The sequence below is a fragment of the Staphylococcus sp. GDX7P312P genome (assembly GCF_008385775.1).
In the GTDB taxonomy this organism is placed as follows: domain Bacteria; phylum Bacillota; class Bacilli; order Staphylococcales; family Staphylococcaceae; genus Staphylococcus; species Staphylococcus haemolyticus.
Genome location: NZ_VUKI01000037.1, coordinates 69,929 through 89,203 on the forward strand (window position 1 = coordinate 69,929; position 19,275 = coordinate 89,203).

General features: G+C 31.4%; 16 protein-coding genes, 2 tRNA genes and 1 pseudogene. 9 read left to right on the forward strand and 10 right to left on the reverse strand.

Annotated features, from left to right (window positions below; all coding sequences use genetic code 11):
- Positions 1–237 precede the first annotated feature (237 nt).
- From F1592_RS10545 to F1592_RS10560, 4 genes and pseudogenes are all read left to right on the forward strand, one after another.
- Positions 238–767 (forward strand): annotated as a pseudogene (locus tag F1592_RS10545) (competence protein ComK).
- A 152-nt stretch (positions 768–919) separates the two neighbouring features.
- Positions 920–994 (forward strand) — tRNA-Asn (locus F1592_RS10550).
- Positions 995–997: 3 nt separating this feature from the next.
- A tRNA-Ser gene (locus tag F1592_RS10555) sits at positions 998–1,086 on the forward strand.
- Positions 1,087–1,348: 262 nt separating this feature from the next.
- The gene (locus tag F1592_RS10560; protein WP_053017801.1) at positions 1,349–1,900 is read left to right on the forward strand and encodes an Ltp family lipoprotein; all 552 of its coding nucleotides are present in this window, start codon (positions 1,349–1,351) and stop codon (positions 1,898–1,900) included.
- A gap of 46 nt (positions 1,901–1,946) precedes the next feature.
- Here the strand turns inward: F1592_RS10560 and lplA are convergent, their stop codons facing one another.
- Positions 1,947–2,936 (reverse strand): lipoate--protein ligase, encoded by a 990-nt coding sequence (gene lplA / locus F1592_RS10565; protein WP_053017797.1) that lies wholly within the window; start codon positions 2,934–2,936, stop codon positions 1,947–1,949.
- A gap of 200 nt (positions 2,937–3,136) precedes the next feature.
- Between lplA and F1592_RS10570 the strand changes: the two genes are divergently transcribed.
- Both F1592_RS10570 and F1592_RS10575 read left to right on the forward strand, forming a co-directional pair.
- The gene (locus tag F1592_RS10570; protein ID WP_011276202.1) at positions 3,137–3,313 is read left to right on the forward strand and encodes a YkvS family protein; all 177 of its coding nucleotides are present in this window, start codon (positions 3,137–3,139) and stop codon (positions 3,311–3,313) included.
- A 16-nt stretch (positions 3,314–3,329) separates the two neighbouring features.
- Positions 3,330–3,932: a CPBP family glutamic-type intramembrane protease gene (locus F1592_RS10575; RefSeq protein ID WP_053017795.1), complete on the forward strand. Its 603-nt coding sequence runs from the start codon at positions 3,330–3,332 to the stop codon at positions 3,930–3,932.
- Positions 3,933–4,015: 83 nt separating this feature from the next.
- Here F1592_RS10575 and F1592_RS10580 read toward each other — a convergent pair whose 3' ends face one another.
- The 7 genes from F1592_RS10580 to F1592_RS10610 all read right to left on the reverse strand — a co-directional run bounded on the left by F1592_RS10580 (position 4,016) and on the right by F1592_RS10610 (position 13,568).
- A complete protein-coding gene (locus F1592_RS10580; RefSeq protein ID WP_053017793.1) occupies positions 4,016–5,527 on the reverse strand; it encodes a bifunctional metallophosphatase/5'-nucleotidase in 1,512 nt (503 codons plus the stop codon).
- Positions 5,528–5,640: 113 nt separating this feature from the next.
- Positions 5,641–6,999, reverse strand: a complete 1,359-nt coding sequence (locus F1592_RS10585; protein ID WP_011276205.1) for a TrkH family potassium uptake protein — start codon at positions 6,997–6,999, stop codon at positions 5,641–5,643.
- Positions 7,000–7,017: 18 nt separating this feature from the next.
- On the reverse strand, positions 7,018–8,931 hold the full coding sequence (locus F1592_RS10590; protein ID WP_053041101.1) for a S1C family serine protease: 1,914 nt from the start codon (positions 8,929–8,931) through the stop codon (positions 7,018–7,020).
- Between the two features lie 249 nt (positions 8,932–9,180).
- Positions 9,181–9,978, reverse strand: coding sequence for a TerC family protein (locus F1592_RS10595; RefSeq protein WP_053017791.1), 798 nt, complete (start codon positions 9,976–9,978; stop codon positions 9,181–9,183).
- A gap of 298 nt (positions 9,979–10,276) precedes the next feature.
- Positions 10,277–11,839 (reverse strand): peptide chain release factor 3, encoded by a 1,563-nt coding sequence (locus F1592_RS10600; RefSeq protein WP_053017789.1) that lies wholly within the window; start codon positions 11,837–11,839, stop codon positions 10,277–10,279.
- A gap of 3 nt (positions 11,840–11,842) precedes the next feature.
- Positions 11,843–12,094 (reverse strand): YueH family protein, encoded by a 252-nt coding sequence (locus F1592_RS10605; RefSeq protein ID WP_053017787.1) that lies wholly within the window; start codon positions 12,092–12,094, stop codon positions 11,843–11,845.
- Positions 12,084–13,568: a UDP-N-acetylmuramoyl-L-alanyl-D-glutamate--L-lysine ligase gene (locus tag F1592_RS10610; RefSeq protein WP_149809510.1), complete on the reverse strand. Its 1,485-nt coding sequence runs from the start codon at positions 13,566–13,568 to the stop codon at positions 12,084–12,086. Before F1592_RS10610 ends, F1592_RS10605 begins: the two co-directional genes overlap by 11 nt.
- Positions 13,569–13,983: 415 nt before the next feature.
- Here F1592_RS10610 and F1592_RS10615 point away from each other — a divergent pair, with 415 nt between their 5' ends.
- A complete protein-coding gene (locus tag F1592_RS10615) occupies positions 13,984–15,159 on the forward strand; it encodes a diglucosyl diacylglycerol synthase (RefSeq protein WP_149809509.1) in 1,176 nt (391 codons plus the stop codon).
- Positions 15,137–16,333, forward strand: coding sequence for a lipoteichoic acid biosynthesis MFS flippase LtaA (gene ltaA / locus F1592_RS10620; protein WP_052177892.1), 1,197 nt, complete (start codon positions 15,137–15,139; stop codon positions 16,331–16,333). Before F1592_RS10615 ends, ltaA begins: the two co-directional genes overlap by 23 nt.
- Positions 16,334–16,421: 88 nt before the next feature.
- Here ltaA and F1592_RS10625 read toward each other — a convergent pair whose 3' ends face one another.
- A complete protein-coding gene (locus F1592_RS10625) occupies positions 16,422–16,931 on the reverse strand; it encodes a YjcG family protein (protein ID WP_011276214.1) in 510 nt (169 codons plus the stop codon).
- Positions 16,932–17,110: 179 nt separating this feature from the next.
- A complete protein-coding gene (locus F1592_RS10630; RefSeq protein ID WP_053017784.1) occupies positions 17,111–17,875 on the reverse strand; it encodes an esterase family protein in 765 nt (254 codons plus the stop codon).
- A 286-nt stretch (positions 17,876–18,161) separates the two neighbouring features.
- Between F1592_RS10630 and cozEa the strand changes: the two genes are divergently transcribed.
- Positions 18,162–19,247, forward strand: a complete 1,086-nt coding sequence (gene cozEa / locus F1592_RS10635) for a lipoteichoic acid biosynthesis protein CozEa (RefSeq protein WP_149809508.1) — start codon at positions 18,162–18,164, stop codon at positions 19,245–19,247.
- Positions 19,248–19,275: the final 28 nt, after the last annotated feature.

A 19,275-nucleotide genomic window follows, 5' to 3' on the forward strand; every position in this document is an offset into this window, starting at 1 on the left:
GATAGTATACAAGCTTTTATTTTTTAAATCAATCGAATATTCTGACTTTTCACAAAAAATAAGTGTAATTTTATATGTAATGATTATCTTGACAACATATAAAAATTTTATATAATAAATTTATATTATTAATCGTTGAGTTTTTAGCGCTTAATAATGATATAAATTTAAGGAGGTTAAGAGATGACAAATATTTCTCAAAGCCAAAATACTGTATATATTATTCGAAAAGGAGATATGATAATCAAACCCGTCATTGATGATTATGAGCAAACAAAAGGATCAGAAATATGGAAATATGATTCCACAATAGTTTCAAGCCCATTCAAAACACAAAAAATCGTCGAACGCTCATGTAAATTTTATGGTAATAGCTATATTAGTAAGAAATCCGAAACACAACGAATTGCCGGCATTACTAGTAAACCACCTATTTTATTGACTCCTCTCTTCCCCACTTATTTTTCCCTACGCATTCAGACCGTTTAGAAGAAAACATGTGGATTAATATGCATTATGTACATGAAATTAAACCTCTTAAAAATCGAAAATGTAAAATTATTTTTGCAAATCATCAAACATTAACACTTAATGTTTCCTACCACAGTATTTGGCACCAATACTCTAACTGCATTTTTTATTATTACATGGTCGATAAACAATCTCGTATGAAGTCAAACAATCCAGAAATGCCAATTGATTATGAGAAAACGACTTTAAATATTTTCGAAGCACTTTCACATTATTCACTATTACAAGATAAATAGTTTTACGTTTAATTTTAAATCATACGGGACTTTTATATTAATATAGTGTAAATGTTCCGTATATTTTTTAAATATAATCCCTTGCAAATTTTAAGTTTATTGATATAATAATATTTGTGCTCATAGAGATACATTATATAAATACATATTATTCCGCAGTAGCTCAGTGGTAGAGCTATCGGCTGTTAACCGATCGGTCGTAGGTTCGAATCCTACCTGCGGAGCCATATGGAAACGTACTCAAGTTGGCTGAAGAGGCGCCCCTGCTAAGGGTGTAGGTCGCGAGAGCGGCGCGAGGGTTCGAATCCCTCCGTTTCCGTCATTTTAAACCCTCCATTTATTGGAGGGTTTTTTTACATTTCTATTTTCCACTCATAAAAGCTAATTTACTCCTATTTCATTTTCAAATAAACTATTTATTAAATTATTAATTTACTCTTTAACATTAATTTTACGTTAGAACTTACATTAATTTAAAATATTAAAAAATTTAAAATTTAAAAATATTTCGTTCCATATGTCTAATTTATATAATATACTTATTTGTATAAAATATAAATTTTGAAGGAGAATGTTAAATAATGGCTGATCGACATTTTGAGAGCAATGAAGAGCAAAGACAATGGCAACAATTTCAAGATTACCAACAGCATAAGTCCAATAAGAAAAAAGGATGGTTATGGGGATGTGGTGGTTGTGGTGGTTGCCTAGTTTTATTAATCCTTATCATAATAGGAATATCAGCTTGTACTGCTTCTTTTAGTAATTCTAATAATAGTCTTAATTCTAATAATACTGAGCAACAAAGTTCAAATGATTCTGATGCTACTAGAGAACAAAAATCGGCTCTTAATAAAGCTAAGACATATTCTGATGTTATGCATATGTCTAAACAAGGTATTTATGATCAATTAACATCTGATGCGGGAGAAAAATTCCCAGAAGATGCTGCTCAATATGCAATTGATAATCTTAAAGTTGATTATAAGAAAAATGCTTTAGAAAAAGCTAAGGATTATGCAAATCAACAAGATATGTCTAATGATGCAATTTATGATCAACTCACTTCTAGTTACGGTGAAAAGTTCACACAAGAAGAAGCGCAATATGCTATTGATCATTTAAATAAATAAAAATATAGCGGCTATAGGTTAAATCCTATATAGCCGCTTAGTTATATTAATAAGACATCAATTTTAAAATATCTTCTTTTTCAATAGCGCCAAAATAATGATAGAAATCAAACTCTTCCATAGCTTCCTTAATGTGATTGTAATCATGCAAAACGCCAACAAGTGCGTTCTCCAACTCTGTTACATCACCTTCACCAAAGAAATCTCCAAATATTCTAGCATGTTCAATTTTGCCTTTTTTAACATCGAATTTAATTTGTACAAATCCTTTTTCAAATTTTTCATCGCGTTCAAAATTATACTTAGGATTTCGACCGTAGTTCCATTCCCAGGTACGGTATTTCTCATTACTTAATGCTTCTATATTCTTCCAATCTTCGTCTGTTAACTTATATTCTTCAACTTCATGTTCACCAAAAATTGTTTTTAGAATAATTTGTTTAAAGTCATCAATTGAAATCGATTCTTCTAAAAATTCATCGATATTTGCTACACGCTTACGCACAGACTTAACACCTTTAGATTGAATTTTTTTAGGATTAACTTTCAATGCATTTTGTACTTCTCCCAAGTCACTATTTAACATTAATGTGCCGTGACTAAACATTCTATCTTTAACTTTAACCATGGCATTCCCTGAAATTTTAGCTTGCCCTACTTGAATATCATTACGACCAGTCATTTCAGCATCTACACCCATTGATTGAAGTGCTTGTACGATTGGCTCTGTAAACTTTTTGAAATTATGGAAGCTATTACCGTCATCATCTGTAATAAAACTAAAATTTAGATTACCTTGGTCATGGTATACAGCTCCACCACCTGAAATACGGCGTACAACATGTATGTTATTTTCATCTACATATTGTTTATTAACCTCTTCTATAGTATTTTGATTTTTTCCGACAATGATAGACGGTCCATTTACATAAAATAGAAAGTAACTGTCATCCGAAGGTAAATGTTTTAGCACGTACTCTTCCATGGCAAGGTTAATTGTAGGATCAGTAATATTATTATTGCTTACAAATTTCATCTATATCTCTCCTTTGACTCTCTCGTATATGCCCTTAGTTTAGTTATGCCTTATATTTAGTTATTTTGCCAATTATTTACTCAAATTTGACATTATTTTCATAATTAAAATATTATTTGCCATTTTTAGCATATATTTGTTTATTATTATGCAAATTTTTAGTACAATATAGCCTAGTTATGAATTTAGGAGGACTCCGTATGACTGTTGCAGAAGTAGGAAATATCGTAGAATTTTATGACGGTTTAAGAGGCCGTGTTGAGAAAATTAATGACAATTCAGTTATTGTAGACTTAACAATTATGGATAACTTCAATGAATTAGACTTACCAGAAAAAACAGTTATTAATCATAAACGATATACTATCGTTGAATAAGAAGGTATACATTAAAATGAAAAATATATCAAAAGCTTTAATTTGGTTTATAGCAAGTTTCATTGTATTCCATTTGATTTTATTTGTTATGTGGGGAGAGCATCAAGAGTACTGGTATCTATACACTGGTATTATGTTAATTGCAGGTATTAGTTATGTATTTTACCAAAGAGATATAGAATCCAAACGACTTTTAACTTCTATCGGAGTTGGTATCGCTACAGGTATCGTCTTGGTTATAATACAATTAATTTTTTCATTACTTACACCACAAATAACATATGCAGAACTTATTAAAGAATTATCAAGAACAGGTGTTTATTTCAAATGGCAGATGTTAGTGACGTTAATTTTTGTAATTCCTTGTCATGAGTTATACATGAGAACTGTTTTACAAAAAGAACTGACTCAATTTAAACTGCCTACTTGGTTAATCATCTTGATTACTGCATTATGTTCTAGTTCTTTATTTATTTATTTAGATAAATGGTGGATAGTGGCATTTATTTTTGTAGCTCAGTTAGTATTATCATTGAGTTATCAATATACACGTCGCATCGTAACTACCTCTTTAGGACAAATTGTGGCAATTATACTATTATTAATATTTCATGGATAAAAAACTTTTCTTAGTTTTAACTAAGAAAAGTTTTTTTGAAGTAATTTACAATTTAAATACGTTTACTTATATGAGTACTGTTTTTAATACGCTATTGAAAAATTAGAATCCAACTTTAAATAATAATCAGGTTGATTTAGCTTTTCAGCGATAAGTGAACTCATCGGTCGATCATATGTGGAATGAAGTATTGATTCATCTTCCAAGTATTGACGATAATTTCTATAACAATAATCTGTCATTGTAACTCTATACTTTTCATCTAACTCAATATTTTTTATATTCACTCTATCAAAACGAGGCGCTGACATATCTACCTCATAATCAAATCCTTGCCATAATGTACATAATGTTTCATCAATAATAGTCATACTTAATTGATTTTGCTCAAATTGAATATAAGAATAAGTATATTCAAGCATCTTTTTAATTTGATGGCCTCTAAGTGTTATATCTATAGCTTTATCAGGGTGTGGATAAGCATTATAGACATCCTCATTAGTCACTATACCTTTTAATCCCTTTTCGCCATTTTTAGGCACGTTAATACAAGTAATATTATTCTCATAGGCTAAATGTAGACTATCATGTAATAATTGTATAAATGGGTGTGGACTACTTAGTAAGTCTTCCAAGCCATTAACCTGTAAATCGACTTTATTCTCTGAAACAATATCCTTTGACCAATGTTCTAAGGCTTTACGATCATAATACGTTGTCTCAAGTAATTCCTGATCTTCTGGATACTCACTTAAATTAATTACTGTAGATTCAATATCTTCTTTTTCGAACGAGTTCGTACGTTTTTTAAATTTAATTTTGACGTGTACTAACTCTTGAGCATCTTGTCCTGCTTGAACATATACTGTTTCAAAATCATTACCTATTATCGTTTGATGCTGGTGCGCTGTTATCATTAAATCGATCACACCTATTTCCTTCATTATTTTTTCCGCTTCATGAGAACCTTTTCTATGTCTTGTATTCGTTTGATTTATTTTATATAGTCCTCCATGATAGATTACAATTAAGAAGTCAGGATGTTCACTTTCATGTATATATCTAATCCAGCGTTTAGCAGATAATAGTGCTTTTTCAATACTAACCTCTTTCTCCATTTCAGCGAATTCGTTTTTCATTAATCCATCTGCAGTTAAACCTACAATTGCGATTCGAACATTATCGTATTCTTTAATTATATAAGGTGTTGAGAAATATGGTTCCTTTGTTAATGCAAATTCTATATTCGCAGATAACCATTGAAACCTTGATAGTGATACTGCTTTAGTCAAAAATGATAATCCAAATTTAAAATCATCCGGACTTATACCACTAGCATCATACTGCATAGCATTCATTAATTTAATCATAGGATGACGTTTATAAGGCGCGACAATAGCATAATAATGCGCAGCCAATGAGCCAGCTACACTTCCCCCACTATCTAATAAAATGACTTTATCATTGTTTTCTCTAATATTTTTAACATAGGTACCAGCACGATATATATTTGATCCAAAATCTCCATTCATAAAATGACTATGCATATCTGATGTTGCCAAGATATCTATATTTATATGTTCATTTTTCTCCAATTTACACACCCCTTATTTAAAGCTAGTTTAACATTTATTAATCTGTAGGTGCTATTTATTTCTAATCAAAAAAGCATTCTCAGAATTAATAATTTCTGAGAATGCTAATCTATTTAACCAATTTGAACACGTTCTTTAGGATAATGGTATTTATCCGGTTCCTTACGTCCAGCTATCATAATAATAAATGAAATTAAACCAACACGACCTATAAACATTAATATCATTAGTATTACTTTAGTAAGTCCACTAATATCGTCTGTAACACCTAAAGATAGACCACATGTTCCAAAGGCTGACATGACTTCAAAGAATACTTGTAGAAATGTTAGATTTGTTTTTTCAGTAGCGAGAATAACAATCATACTTACAAATGTTAGAATTGATGCCATAGTAAATACGGCGAATGAACGTTGAATATCAACTACATGTATTTCTCGATTGAACACTTTTATAGCTGTTTTTTCAGCATTATTATTAAAGTTAATTACAAAGAGAATTAGTATCGCAAATGTAGTTGTACGTATACCACCACCAACTGAACTTGGAGATGAACCAATAAACATGAGGATACTCATTATTACATTCGTTGCATCACTAAAGTTTGTTACATCAATGGTTTGTAATCCAGCACTACGTGTTGTTGCAGATTGAAATAATGAATAAAATAAGGATTGATGCCAACTTAATCCTTTAAAAGCATGGTGATGTTCTAATGCTAATATGGCTAAAACACCAAAAACAAATAAAAATAGATATGTGCATGTAGTTATTTTGGTAAATAGTGAAAATCTAAAATGACTGACCCTATTCCTTACATATGCTCTGATTTCAAGTAATACAGGAAATCCTATTGATCCTAATACGATTAGAAACATAACAATCGTTTGAACAAAATAATCCTTAGCGTAAGGTATTAATGATTGCCCTGTGATATCTAATCCACCATTAGTAGTAGCAGAGACAGACACAAATAAACCTTGCATGAGTGCATTTTTTAAATCTGGATTATCTCTATAAAAATAAAATGCTAATAACAGCGCACCTATAAATTCTATTGTTAATATCGTTTTGATGATTTCTAATATCAGCTTAACGGTTCCACTCATTGTATCTTTATTATTATCTAACATAATTAATTGGCGTTCGCGGATACCTATATGTTTCCCTAACACAACCCATAGTACTGTACCAATCGCCATGACGCCAATACCGCCTATATTAAGTATGATTAATATAATAATTTGGCCAAATGTTGAATATGTATCTACTATGTTAACGGGAGATAGTCCAGTAACACTAATGCCTGATACAGCAACGAATAGCGTATCGATTGGGCTAACATCAACACCATGTTTATGCACAAATGGGAGGTTTAATAATAAAAAAGCGACAACTATGGCTATCAAATAATATAAAACTATCCCCTGTTGAGGGCTAGATTTTTTAAGTAACTTACTGAAAATAGACACTCATTTGTCACCTCAACATTATTTCAATTTAATTTTTATCTCTTGAGATTTTCCTTCTCTATAAATTTTAGCTGACAATGTTTTTAAGTCTTGTCTATGATTAAAAATTATTTGTCTATACTGTAAATTATTTTGAATTGATTTACTATCTAATTCTACAACTACATCACCAATTTTTAAACCTGATTTTTTACCTAAACCATTTTCTTTTAACTTTTCTACTACGATTCCATTTTGAACATCTTCGGGCACTTTTAATAAATTTCTTTCATAAGGCAATAAATCTGAAACATTTTTAATTCCAATACCAGTATTAGGATATTGAATTTCACCTTTTTTCTCTAATTCCTCAGCAATTTCACGTGCAGCATCTATTGGAATTGCAAAGCCCATGCCTTCAATATTAGGCATATTTATTTTTAACGATACTAAGCCTACTAATTCTCCAACTCTATTGACGACAGCACCTCCTGAATTACCTGGGTTAACTGAAGCATCAATTTGAAATGTATTAACCAATTCATCATTCTTATTATCTTTATCGAAGTCGACAGGTACTGCCCTATTTAATCCGGAAATAATACCTTTCGTCACTGTATTTTTAAAATCATTTCCAAGTGGATTACCAACAACTAGGATGGATTCACCTAGCTTTAAATGTTTTGAATGACCTATTTTAATTGGCTGCACGTTTTTATTTTTTATCATTGTTTTAAGCACTGCAATATCTGACCACATATCACTCCCAACGACTGTAGCAGTAGCTGTTTTATCATCATCATATGTAATGTTTACTCTTTTATTACTTCCAACTATATGTGTATTAGTTAAAATAAAAAAAGTATCGTCTACAGCTTTGTAGACGACACCTGAACCAACTTCATTATTTGAGTTTGTATTTGTTTTATCAATTGTTTGTGTTGTTATGTTCTTAGGTGTGTCATTCTCAATTGTTACCACTGATTTAACAGCTGTTTCTGCATTCTTCATTGTTGATGTGTATTTCGTATCATTGTTACTACTTTGTTCAATACTACTATTTTGATTAATCGTTGAGATAATTGCACTAATTAGTATAACAATTAATATGATTGCAACTACTATGACTATTTTAAGCCAATGTAATTTTAAAAAGTCTTTTACTTTGTCCATCGTATCATTGTTCTTAGGCTTATCTTCTGAGTGTTCATTTTCTTCTGACTTATTAGAATGAGCTAAATTTTGACTAGATGCTTTCTTTAAGTCTTGATTATCTTCAACTTTATTATTTTTATCTTTAGTATGAGAATTTAATTCCTTGTTAGAAGTTTCATTAGAACTTGCTTTTTGTTCCTTTTGTTCAATTTTTTGATTTTTATTTGTTTCTAAGACGTCTCCCGATGATTCTTTAGTCTCTTTATGTTTTTTAGTTTGTTCACTTTTATCAAGATGATTAACTTCACTTTTATTAATATTAGCTTGTTTTCCTTTATTCTTTTCAACTCTACTATATTTAGGTTCTATTTCATCATGTTTGGAAGAGGCAGAATTATTGTCTTCTTTCTCCTGTTTTTCCACTTCGTCAGTAGGTTTAGTTACCTTATCATTATTATCTTTATGTTCATTTTTTAGTTGTTGCTCTTCAGGTAGTGTTAAATGATGCGTGTTAGTATCATTTAATTCTTGATCAGATTCATTATCAGATCGTAATTTAGCTAGATGTTGTTGCTGGTGAATTTCTTCTTGTGTTAATTTCTCAATTCTTGCTTTTCGCATGTTATCTTTAACACGTTCTTCATTAACTTTTGCTTGTTCTTGCTCTTTTTTGGCAAGTCTCTCACGTTGTTCTCTCTCACGTTCTAATCGTTCTTCGCGTTCTTCATTATGGAAATACTCATGTCGTTTTCGACGATACTGTTCACGTGGTATTACGTGTTTTTTATCATTATCCAAAGGTGTCCACTCCTATCGACTAACTCACAATCTATCATGCTAACGTTAAATTATGTTTTGTGGTTGTGGCTTTATTTAATTTATTCATTAACTAAAGTTTAATATCAATATCGCCAATTAGCAATGAATTGAAGGTTCAAAATTGAATTTTTCTTATCAAATCACTAAATTGCACAAATAATAATAATAAAGCCTTTTAAACTTGATGATACACATCAAATCTAAAAGGCTCGAATCACTTATTTAATACTATTTATTGGCTTTCTTCTTGTTGCTACGTACTGACGTTAACCAACCGATTACGACTAATAGAATCATAACTGTCCAGAAGATAGCTTGCCATAATGTACTATGTGGGAAATGTTCAGGTAAAATACCTATATCTTCATGAGCAAGTACTATAACAACTAATTTAATACCTACCCAACCTACAATTGCGAAAGCAGCTCCTTCTAATCCAGGATATTTATTTAGTAAGTCAACAAACCATGTAGCGGCAAAACGCATTAGAATAACACCGATCATTCCGCCAATAAACATTACTGAGAATTGACCTAAGTCCATCCCACCAAAATGAATGCCGACTTTAGGTAATGTAACAGCAATTGCCATCGCTGCTAACATTGAGTCAATTGCAAAAGCTATATCTGCAAATTCAACTTTTAAAACAGTGCCCCAAAATTGCATAGGTCCAACTTTTTTCTCTACGCCAGACTCGTCAAAATGATGGTCGTCACCCTCAGGTTGATCTTCATGTTTTTTGTGGAAGAATTGCCAAAGATTTCTTATTGACATAAAAATTAAATACGCGGCACCAAGTGCTTGGATAAACCAGAAATTTGCGATAACACTAATTAAGAATAAGGCAAGAAAACGGAATACAAATGCACCTAGCAAACCATAAAATAACGCTCTTTTACGTTGTTCAGGTGGTAAATGTTTTACCATAACAGCCATTACAACCGCATTATCAGCTGCTAATAGCCCTTCTAAAAATACAAGAACGAGAATTACCCATAGGTAGGGTAAAATTAAACTCGGATCCATAGTGGACAGCTCCTTTTTGTTTTAATACAAATAAAGAGACCTATGCTAAATAATAGCAAAGGTCTCACTTAGCAAATAAATGCCCACTTTACCGGAAGATAATACTTCGTAATGACGATAAAGCGCTAACCATCATGTTGTTGATGGTCTTCAAGTTACTCCCCTCTGACAAATTGTCATAGGTATTCATTTGTTAAGTGTATTATACACTATACTTAATATAAATAAACAATTAACGTTTAACAAATTGTCTATTTAAAGAGATATTTTTAAATACCCATTATTTTCAATCATAATCTTATAAAAGACTATACAATTTAATTTCTGGGAATTTTTCTTCGAACCAGCGTGTTGCAAATTCATTTTCGAATAAGAAGACGAAATTATCATATCTATCTTTCACTAATATTGAACGAGACGTGTTCATTTTATCTTGAATATCATCTTCGTTTTCAATCCAACGCGCAATTTTTCTACCAACAGGTTCCATAACAACATCAACGTTATATTCGTTTTTCATTCGATGTTCAAACACTTCAAATTGTAATTGACCAACGGCACCTAAAATAATTTGATTAGTATGAAGCGTTTTATAATATTGGATTGCTCCTTCTTGAACAAGCTGTTCAATTCCTTTATGGAAATGTTTTTGTTTCATTACGTTTTTAGCTGAAACTTTCATAAATATTTCCGGTGTGAATTGAGGTAAATCTTGGAAACTATATTTTTGCTTGCCACCAACTAAAGTATCTCCAATTTGATAATTACCTGTATCATATAAACCAATGATGTCTCCAGCTACTGCATGGTTAACAGTTTCTTTATCGTCAGCCATAAATGATGTTGAACGCGTAATTTTTTGTTTTTTGCTCGTACGTTGTAATGTTACATCCATACCACGTTCGAATGCACCACTAACAACACGCATAAACGCAATTCTATCACGATGTTTAGGGTCCATATTAGCTTGAATTTTGAAAATAAATCCAGAAAATTCATCGTCAAATGGGCTTACTTCAACTTCTTCATTAGTCTGACGTGCATTAGGCATCGGTGCATGATCAACATATGCATTCAAGAAGTTTTGAACACCGAAGTTAGCTAATGCAGAACCAAAGAACACGGGTGTTAATTCACCATTTAATAGCGCATCATTATCAAACTCTTCACCCGCTTCTTCTACAAGCATAAATTCTTCGATAGCTTGAGCAAATGCACTGTCATTACGAATAGGATGCTCTTCTTGTAGTTCATAATCATCATCTAAATGTAAAACATTTTCTTCATCTCTAAATGGTTCTATAGATTTAGACTCACGATCGATAATACCAAAGAAATTTTGCCCCATACCAATTGGCCAGTTCATAGGATAAGTATCAATGTTTAATGTTTCTTCAATCTCATCTAATAATTCAAATGGCTCTTTACCTACGCGGTCCAATTTATTAATGAATGTAAAAATTGGAATTCCTCTCATTTTACAAACTTTAAATAGCTTTAAAGTTTGAGGTTCAATACCTTTGGCACAGTCAATAACCATCACTGCGCTATCCACTGCCATTAAAGTACGGTAAGTATCTTCTGAGAAATCTTCGTGTCCTGGTGTATCTAATATATTAATTTTGTAATCATCATAGTCAAATTGCATTACTGAACTCGTTACTGAAATACCACGTTCTTGCTCCACTTTCATCCAGTCACTAGTTGCAAATTTACCTGTTTTTTTACCTTTAACTGTACCCGCTTCTCTAATTGCACCACTAAAAAATAACAACTTCTCAGTCAGTGTCGTTTTACCAGCATCCGGGTGAGATATTATGGCAAACGTCTTTCTTGATTCAACTTCTTCTTTTAAACTCATCTATTAATCTCCTTTAAAATCATTCACAATCCAGTTTGTTAAATTTAAAGCAATTTTGGTTGCTTCATTTTCCTCGATAAAAGCAAATAATTGCATTAACAATTCTTCTTTGACATCATTACTGTCCATATTCAAATCAAGTTCTATTGACCAAAATATATCAGGAATAGCCAACATGATTTGATTTTTATCTTCAATTATAAATAAGTAAACATTAACAATTTCGTCATTTATAGATAATTGTTTAATGTTCACTTGGTCCACCGCCAAATTTTTTGTATGCCGCTTCAAGTCCAATTAAATCATCTCTATGTGGCACTTTAATATGTCCAGGCATGATTTGATAAGGTTCTCTTCCTTTAGAAGCTAATACTACTGTATCGCCCGGTTCAGCTATATCAATGGCATGTTTGATCCCTTCAGCTCTGTCATCAAATTCAACATAATTATCGTGTGTTGCGCCTTTAGCTAGTTCAGCAGTCAACATTTTAGGATCATCATTAGCTGGATTATCTGGCGTAAATATTACGTAATCTGCTCTACAAGCTACTGCGCCCATTTCAGGTGTTTTAGTTAAGTCACGTTCTCCAGCCATTCCAATTAAAAAGATTAATTTTTGTTTCACGAAGGGTTTTACTGCATCTATAAGTTTATTCATTCCGTCAGCAGTATGCGCATAGTCAATAATTAAATCAATTGGTAGCGAAGGATCTAGAACTTCCAAACGCCCTTCAACTGGCTCTAAACTCTCAACTACTCTGACGATATCTTCCATAGATGTTCCTTTACTCCAGACGGCAATCATGGCGGCCATAATATTTGAAATATTAAATTTACCTACATATGGTGTTTTAACACTGTAAGTACCTATAGGCGTATCGAAATCAAATTGAACACCTTGTAAAGATTCTTGAATATTTTTAGCCATAAATTGAGCGTCATGGTCTATTCCATATGTAAATATTTCATATGGTGTAACTGATGCTAAATATTTGGAGAAATCATCATCATTATTTAAAACAGCATATTTCTCTTTCGATAAATCTTCTCCCAGTTGACTAAATAACAATGATTTAGCATGTCCATAGGCTTCCATTGTGCCATGAAAATCTAAATGGTCTTGTGTTAAATTTGAGAATATCGCAACATCAAATTCTACACCTCTTAATCGCCCTAGTGATAAACCGTGACTAGATACTTCCATAGTCATAGCTTCCGCATTTTCATCAACCGCTTGCTTAATCTTTTTAGTTAAAGACACTGTTTCTGGTGTTGTATTGGCACCTTTAGTTTTATGTTCATTTATTTGGAAACCATTTGTTCCTAAATATGCGCTTCCTTTACCTAAACCCCTATAAATAAGATGAATCATAGTAGCAATTGAAGTTTTGCCATTAGTGCCTGTCACACCTATTGTAGTTAATTGATGGCTAGGATAATCATATAAAGTATGTGCTAACAGGCTAGCAACTCTTAATGTATCTGGTACGATAACCTGCGTCACGTCACCGTTAATGTCTTGTTGATGGTTAACCACAATGACTTTTGCACCTTGATCAACAACATTTTGACAAAATTTATGGCTATCAACTGTATAGCCTTTTGATGCGACGAATATACTCCCTTCACTAGCGGTAAGTGAATCTGTAGTGATATCAGTAACATTTATATCTAAAGTACCTATTACTTGTTTAACTCGTATTTTTTCGAACAACTCATTCGCATTCAAAATGTATCGCTCCTTTTTTTACAATAATTTTATTATACACGTTTTGAAGTTGTTGATAAATTTATAATCATTAAAATATTGATTAGATTTAATACGAACTTGATATGTTTTACACCTCAAACTAAAGATTTCATTAATATAATTGAAGGAATTATTAATTAATAGTTAATTATTTTAAAATTTCCTATATATATATCTTTAATTCAATACTTTTAAATCTATTAATGCTAGGATAGTTATATAAAGATGATGTTAACTTCCTTAATATGCTATAATGCACTATAAATGAATTTTATACTTTTAATAAAGGGTATATATATTATGATAACTATGTAAGTATGTTTATTGCTACTATAGTTAAATCAGAATGCGTTATTGCGTGTTTTAAATTTAAATTAATGGAGGGTGACTATTAATGGTTACTCAAAATAAAAAGATATTGATTATTACCGGCTCATTTGGAAATGGACATTTACAAGTGACACAAAGTGTTGTTAATCAACTCAATGAAATGAACTTGTCTCATCTATCAGTTATTGAGCATGATTTGTTTATGGAAGCACACCCAATCTTAACTTCTATTTGCAAAAAATGGTATATCAATAGCTTTAAGTATTTTAGAAATATGTATAAAAACTTTTATTATAGTCGCCCTGATGAATTAGATAAATGTTTTTATAAATATTATGGATTAAATAAATTAATCAATCTACTACTTAAAGAAAAACCAGACTTAATCTTATTGACATTCCCTACTCCAGTAATGTCAGTGCTAACAGAGCAGTTTAACCTAAATATTCCAATCGCAACTGTTATGACAGATTACCGTCTACAAAAAAACTGGATAACGCCTAACTCTCATAGATATTATGTAGCTACTGACGATACCAAACGTGATTTCGTCAATGCTGGTATCCCAGCTTCTGATATAAAAGTGACTGGAATACCTATTTCCGATAAATTTGAATCTGACATCGATAAAGTGGCTTGGTTGAAGAAACATAATTTAAATCCTGATAAACCAACTATTCTGATGTCTGCCGGGGCATTTGGTGTATCAAAAGGATTTGACTATATGATTGATAACATCCTTCAGAAAAGTCCACAATCACAAATCGTAATGGTTTGTGGTCGTAGCAAAGGGTTAAAGCGTACTTTAGAAATGCAATTTAAATCATATGACAATGTCCTTATTCTAGGATATACAAAACATATGAATGAATGGATGGCATCAAGTCAACTTATGATTACAAAACCAGGTGGCATTACGATTTCCGAAGGTTTAACACGTAGTTTACCAATGATTTTCTTGAATCCGGCTCCAGGTCAAGAGCTTGAAAATGCATTATATTTCCAAGATAAATCATATGGCAAAATCGCGAATACACCTGAAGAAGCTATAGATATTGTTTCTGATTTAACAAATCACGAGTATCGCTTACAAGCTATGACTAATAAAATGACTGAAGAAAAGGTTAACCATTCAACTTATAGACTATGTACCGATTTATTAAATATCTTGGACAGTTCATCACAACAACAAGAAATATATGGAAAGGTTCCTTTATATGCCAGATTCTTCGTTAAGTAATAAAGGAATTAGTAAGAACTTCAAGATAATGCTCGTTATTTTGTTCTTAATGGAGTTTGCACGGGGAATGTATGTATTAAGTTACGTTAATTATTTACCAACCGTTACCTCTATTGCTGTTGCAGTGACTTCAGCGGCATTATCAATTCACTTTATATCCGATGCGGCAACGAATTTTGTCATCGGATTTCTTTTGAAAAAATTTGGTACTAAGCTAGTATTAACCTTAGGTTTTTTATTAGCTTTTATTAGTTTATTCTTAGTCATTTGGTTCCCAACTAATCCAATAGTTATCATTTTGAGTGCTATCATGTTGGGTATTGCTGTTAGTCCCATATGGGTTATCATGTTATCAAGTGTAGAAGAAGCACAACGTGGTAAACAAATGGGCTATGTTTACTTTGCTTGGTTATTAGGGTTACTCGTAGGATGGGCATTTATGAATGTTCTAGTTAAATTACATCCTACACGATTTGCATTTATGATGTCACTTGTTGTAGTTATTGCATGGGTATTGTATTATTTTGTTGATATTAAATTAACAAATTATAATACTAAACCGGTTAGTGAACAATTAGGACAAATCGTTAATGTTATGAAACGTCACTTAGTGTTATTCCCTGGTATTTTATTACAAGGTGCTTCTATTTCAGCATTGCTACCTATACTACCTACATATGCTACAAAGGTAGTAGGCGTAAGTACTATTGAGTACACCATTGCCATCGCTATAGGTGGTGCCGGTTGTGCCTTTTCAATGTTATTCTTATCTAAGATTATTGATAAAAATAGTAAAGGCTTTATGTATGCAGTTATTTTTACAGGTTTTATACTATTCACAGCATTTATCTTCGGTTTATCTTTAGTAACAAATATCCTTATCGTTTGGATTGTAGCGATATTTATAGGTTTAATGTATGGGATATTATTGCCTGCATGGAATACATTTATGGCAGGACAAATTGATCCCGCTGAACAAGAAGAAACTTGGGGCGTATTTAATAGTGTTCAAGGATTTGGTTCTATGATAGGTCCTTTATTTGGAGGCTTAATCGCTCAGTTTTCTAATGGTTTAAATAATACATTTTATTTTTCTGCAGCAATCTTTTTAGTATTAGCGATATTCTACGGTGTTTATTTTGTAAAGTATCGAGGCAAAGCAAATCGTTTCTAATAAAAAGTAGATAAAATACTAAAAATCTAGTTAATGTACATCATACACTGTACATTAGCTAGATTTTTATTTTACATATTATTTAATTTTACGCTAACTTGAAAGTATCAATCACTTTCCATTTATCCTCTTCTTCGTCATAGCGTAATAATGAAAGTTCTTCAATTTTTTCTTTAAGGTCTACCCCTACTAATTCTACTTGACCAAATATATCCTCGAATTCTTGGCTTGTTAAACCTTGAGCAATCGTAAAGTGTGGCACGAATGGATGCTCAGCTTCACCATGAAAATCTTCAGTATTAAATAAATTGAAAAGTTGTTCTAATTCATCAGTTTTAGCAACTTTAAAATAAATTACATTGTTAGTTGGTTTAAAACTTGAAGCTTTTGTAGCATGAACATCTACAGGTCCGAAACCTTCTAATCTTTTTTTAACTTCTTCTTTTACTGAATCTAATTCATCATCATTGATTTCAAAGTGTGATTTGATCGTAATATGAGGCATGATACGTGCATACTCAGTATCATAACGTTTACGATAACCATTCACTTCATCTTGAAATGATTTTGACGGAATTAATGCTAATCCTATATTCATTGAAATTCCTCCTTTGTTTAACATATTACTATTATAGCAAAATTCTATATATTACGTTATTAGTTAGCAAAATTTTTTGAAAAGGTTTACAATATCTAAATATTTTATTTCGTAGTATTGTACATTAAATTATCTCAATTAAATCTTGGCATTGATGATCCTATTAAAAATACAAGTAATTAAACCTCATTTGACTCTTGTGTAATTACTTCATCGCTTAAATAATATTTAAGTATGTCTGATAATAGAGGTTTCCAAGATTTCCAGTTATGTCCACCCTCAAATTCTAAATAATGATATGTGAGCTCTTTGTCTTTAATGACTGTTGCTAAATCTCTATTTGGTGTTAAAAAGTTTGCACGTTCTCCAGTTGTTGGCAAAGCAAAATCTTCTTCTTCTAAACCAATAGCGTGCCAAATAGACAATTCACTATATTGTATACACTTATTAAATTTATCTATTACAGTTTCATCTGAATACGGGCTAAGCATTGCTACTTGACTGAAAATAGTTGGGTAAGTCAATGCGGTTAAAAGTGCTATACTACCAGCAAGACTATCTCCCATTAAAATTCTGGCATTACCTACTTTATAAGTTGGAAACGTCTTATCAATAAATGGTAGCAACTCTTTACCAACAGCTTGTACGGTTTTATTACTTCTAGTACCCTGTGGATGAAATTCTTCTCTACGTTTATCAACATCTTCATAATGAAATCCAACTATAATGGCTCGTTGAATTTCATCTTCTCTTCTCAACCGTTCATATTCACGTTGAAGTCTTCCAAATCTTAAAAAATCTAACCCGTCAAAACATATAATGACTTGATACTTAAATAATTCAGAGTAATCTTCAGGCAAATATACTGATAATGTAACATCTCTTTCTAAGATATTACTATGTAATATATGTTTATTAATTTTGCCTGCTTTGAAATTAGACATGATATTGACGCCCCCTAAATAGAATATACTTATTGTATCAAGATAATGATGACTTTTAAATCTCTGATAAAAATCTAATGTTTCATACTTACGAAATTTGGTAATTTATACATAGTTATAACACTTTTTCAAAATATAGCTCTATATTTATTAATTACATTATTAAATATGAACTCCATTAATCTCAGTGTATCTCTCTAGAAGTTAAAATTTCCCTTTTTAACGCGTCTTAATTGATATATACTAATTAAATAATGAACAAATGAAAATAGGAGGACGTAAGCTTATGCTTAACAAAGTTTGGTTCCGAACAGGAATTGCCCTAGTTATCTTGTTCGTGCTAATTAAATTGTTTATGGAAGTACAAAGTGTTTTTGCACCTATTGTAACCATTATCGGTTCTGTATTTCTTCCATTTATGATTAGCGGATTTTTATTCTATATCTGCTTACCTTTCCAAAGTATTCTTGAAAAGTGGGGTTTCCCGCGTTGGGCAAGTATCACTACAATTTTTATTGGCTTAATTGCTATTATAGCTATCGTAGTCGCATTTATAGCACCAATTATTATCTCTAACGTGAATAGTTTAATCAAAGCAACACCATCACTGCAAAAAGAAGCTGAACATATTGTTAACTTCTCACTTACGCAAATGGATAAACTTCCAAGTGATGTAACAAATAGAATTAATTCTGCTGTAAAATCAATTGGAGATAGTATGACTGGAATTTTGGCTAATTCATTTACATACTTAACGTCATTTATTTCAACTGTCTTCTTGCTTATCATGGTACCGTTCTTCTTAATTTACATGTTAAAAGATCATGAAAAATTCATTCCTGCTCTTGCTAAATTTTTCAAGGGAGAACGTAAAGTATTTGTAGTCGACTTAATGAAAGATTTAAACTTCACATTAAAATCATACATTCAAGGCCAAGTGACTGTAAGTATTATTTTAGGGGTCATTTTATATATTGGTTATACCATTATTGGTTTACCATATACACCTTTATTAGTACTATTTGCTGGTGTAGCTAACTTAATACCTTTCTTAGGACCATGGTTATCATTTGCACCTGCAGCTGTGCTCGGTATCATAGATAGTCCTACTACATTTATTTGGGTTTGTGTTGTTACATTAATCGCTCAACAACTTGAAGGTAATGTGATTACACCAAATGTTATGGGTAAATCTTTAAGTATTCACCCACTTACAATAATTGTTGTTATTTTAGCCGCAGGAGATTTAGGTGGTTTCACACTTATTTTAATTGCCGTACCACTCTATGCAGTACTTAAGACTATTGCAAGCAATGTCTTTAAATATCGTCAACGCATCATTGATAAAGCTAATAGCGACGTTAAAGACTAAATTGATATAAATGGCTCTACGTCAAATC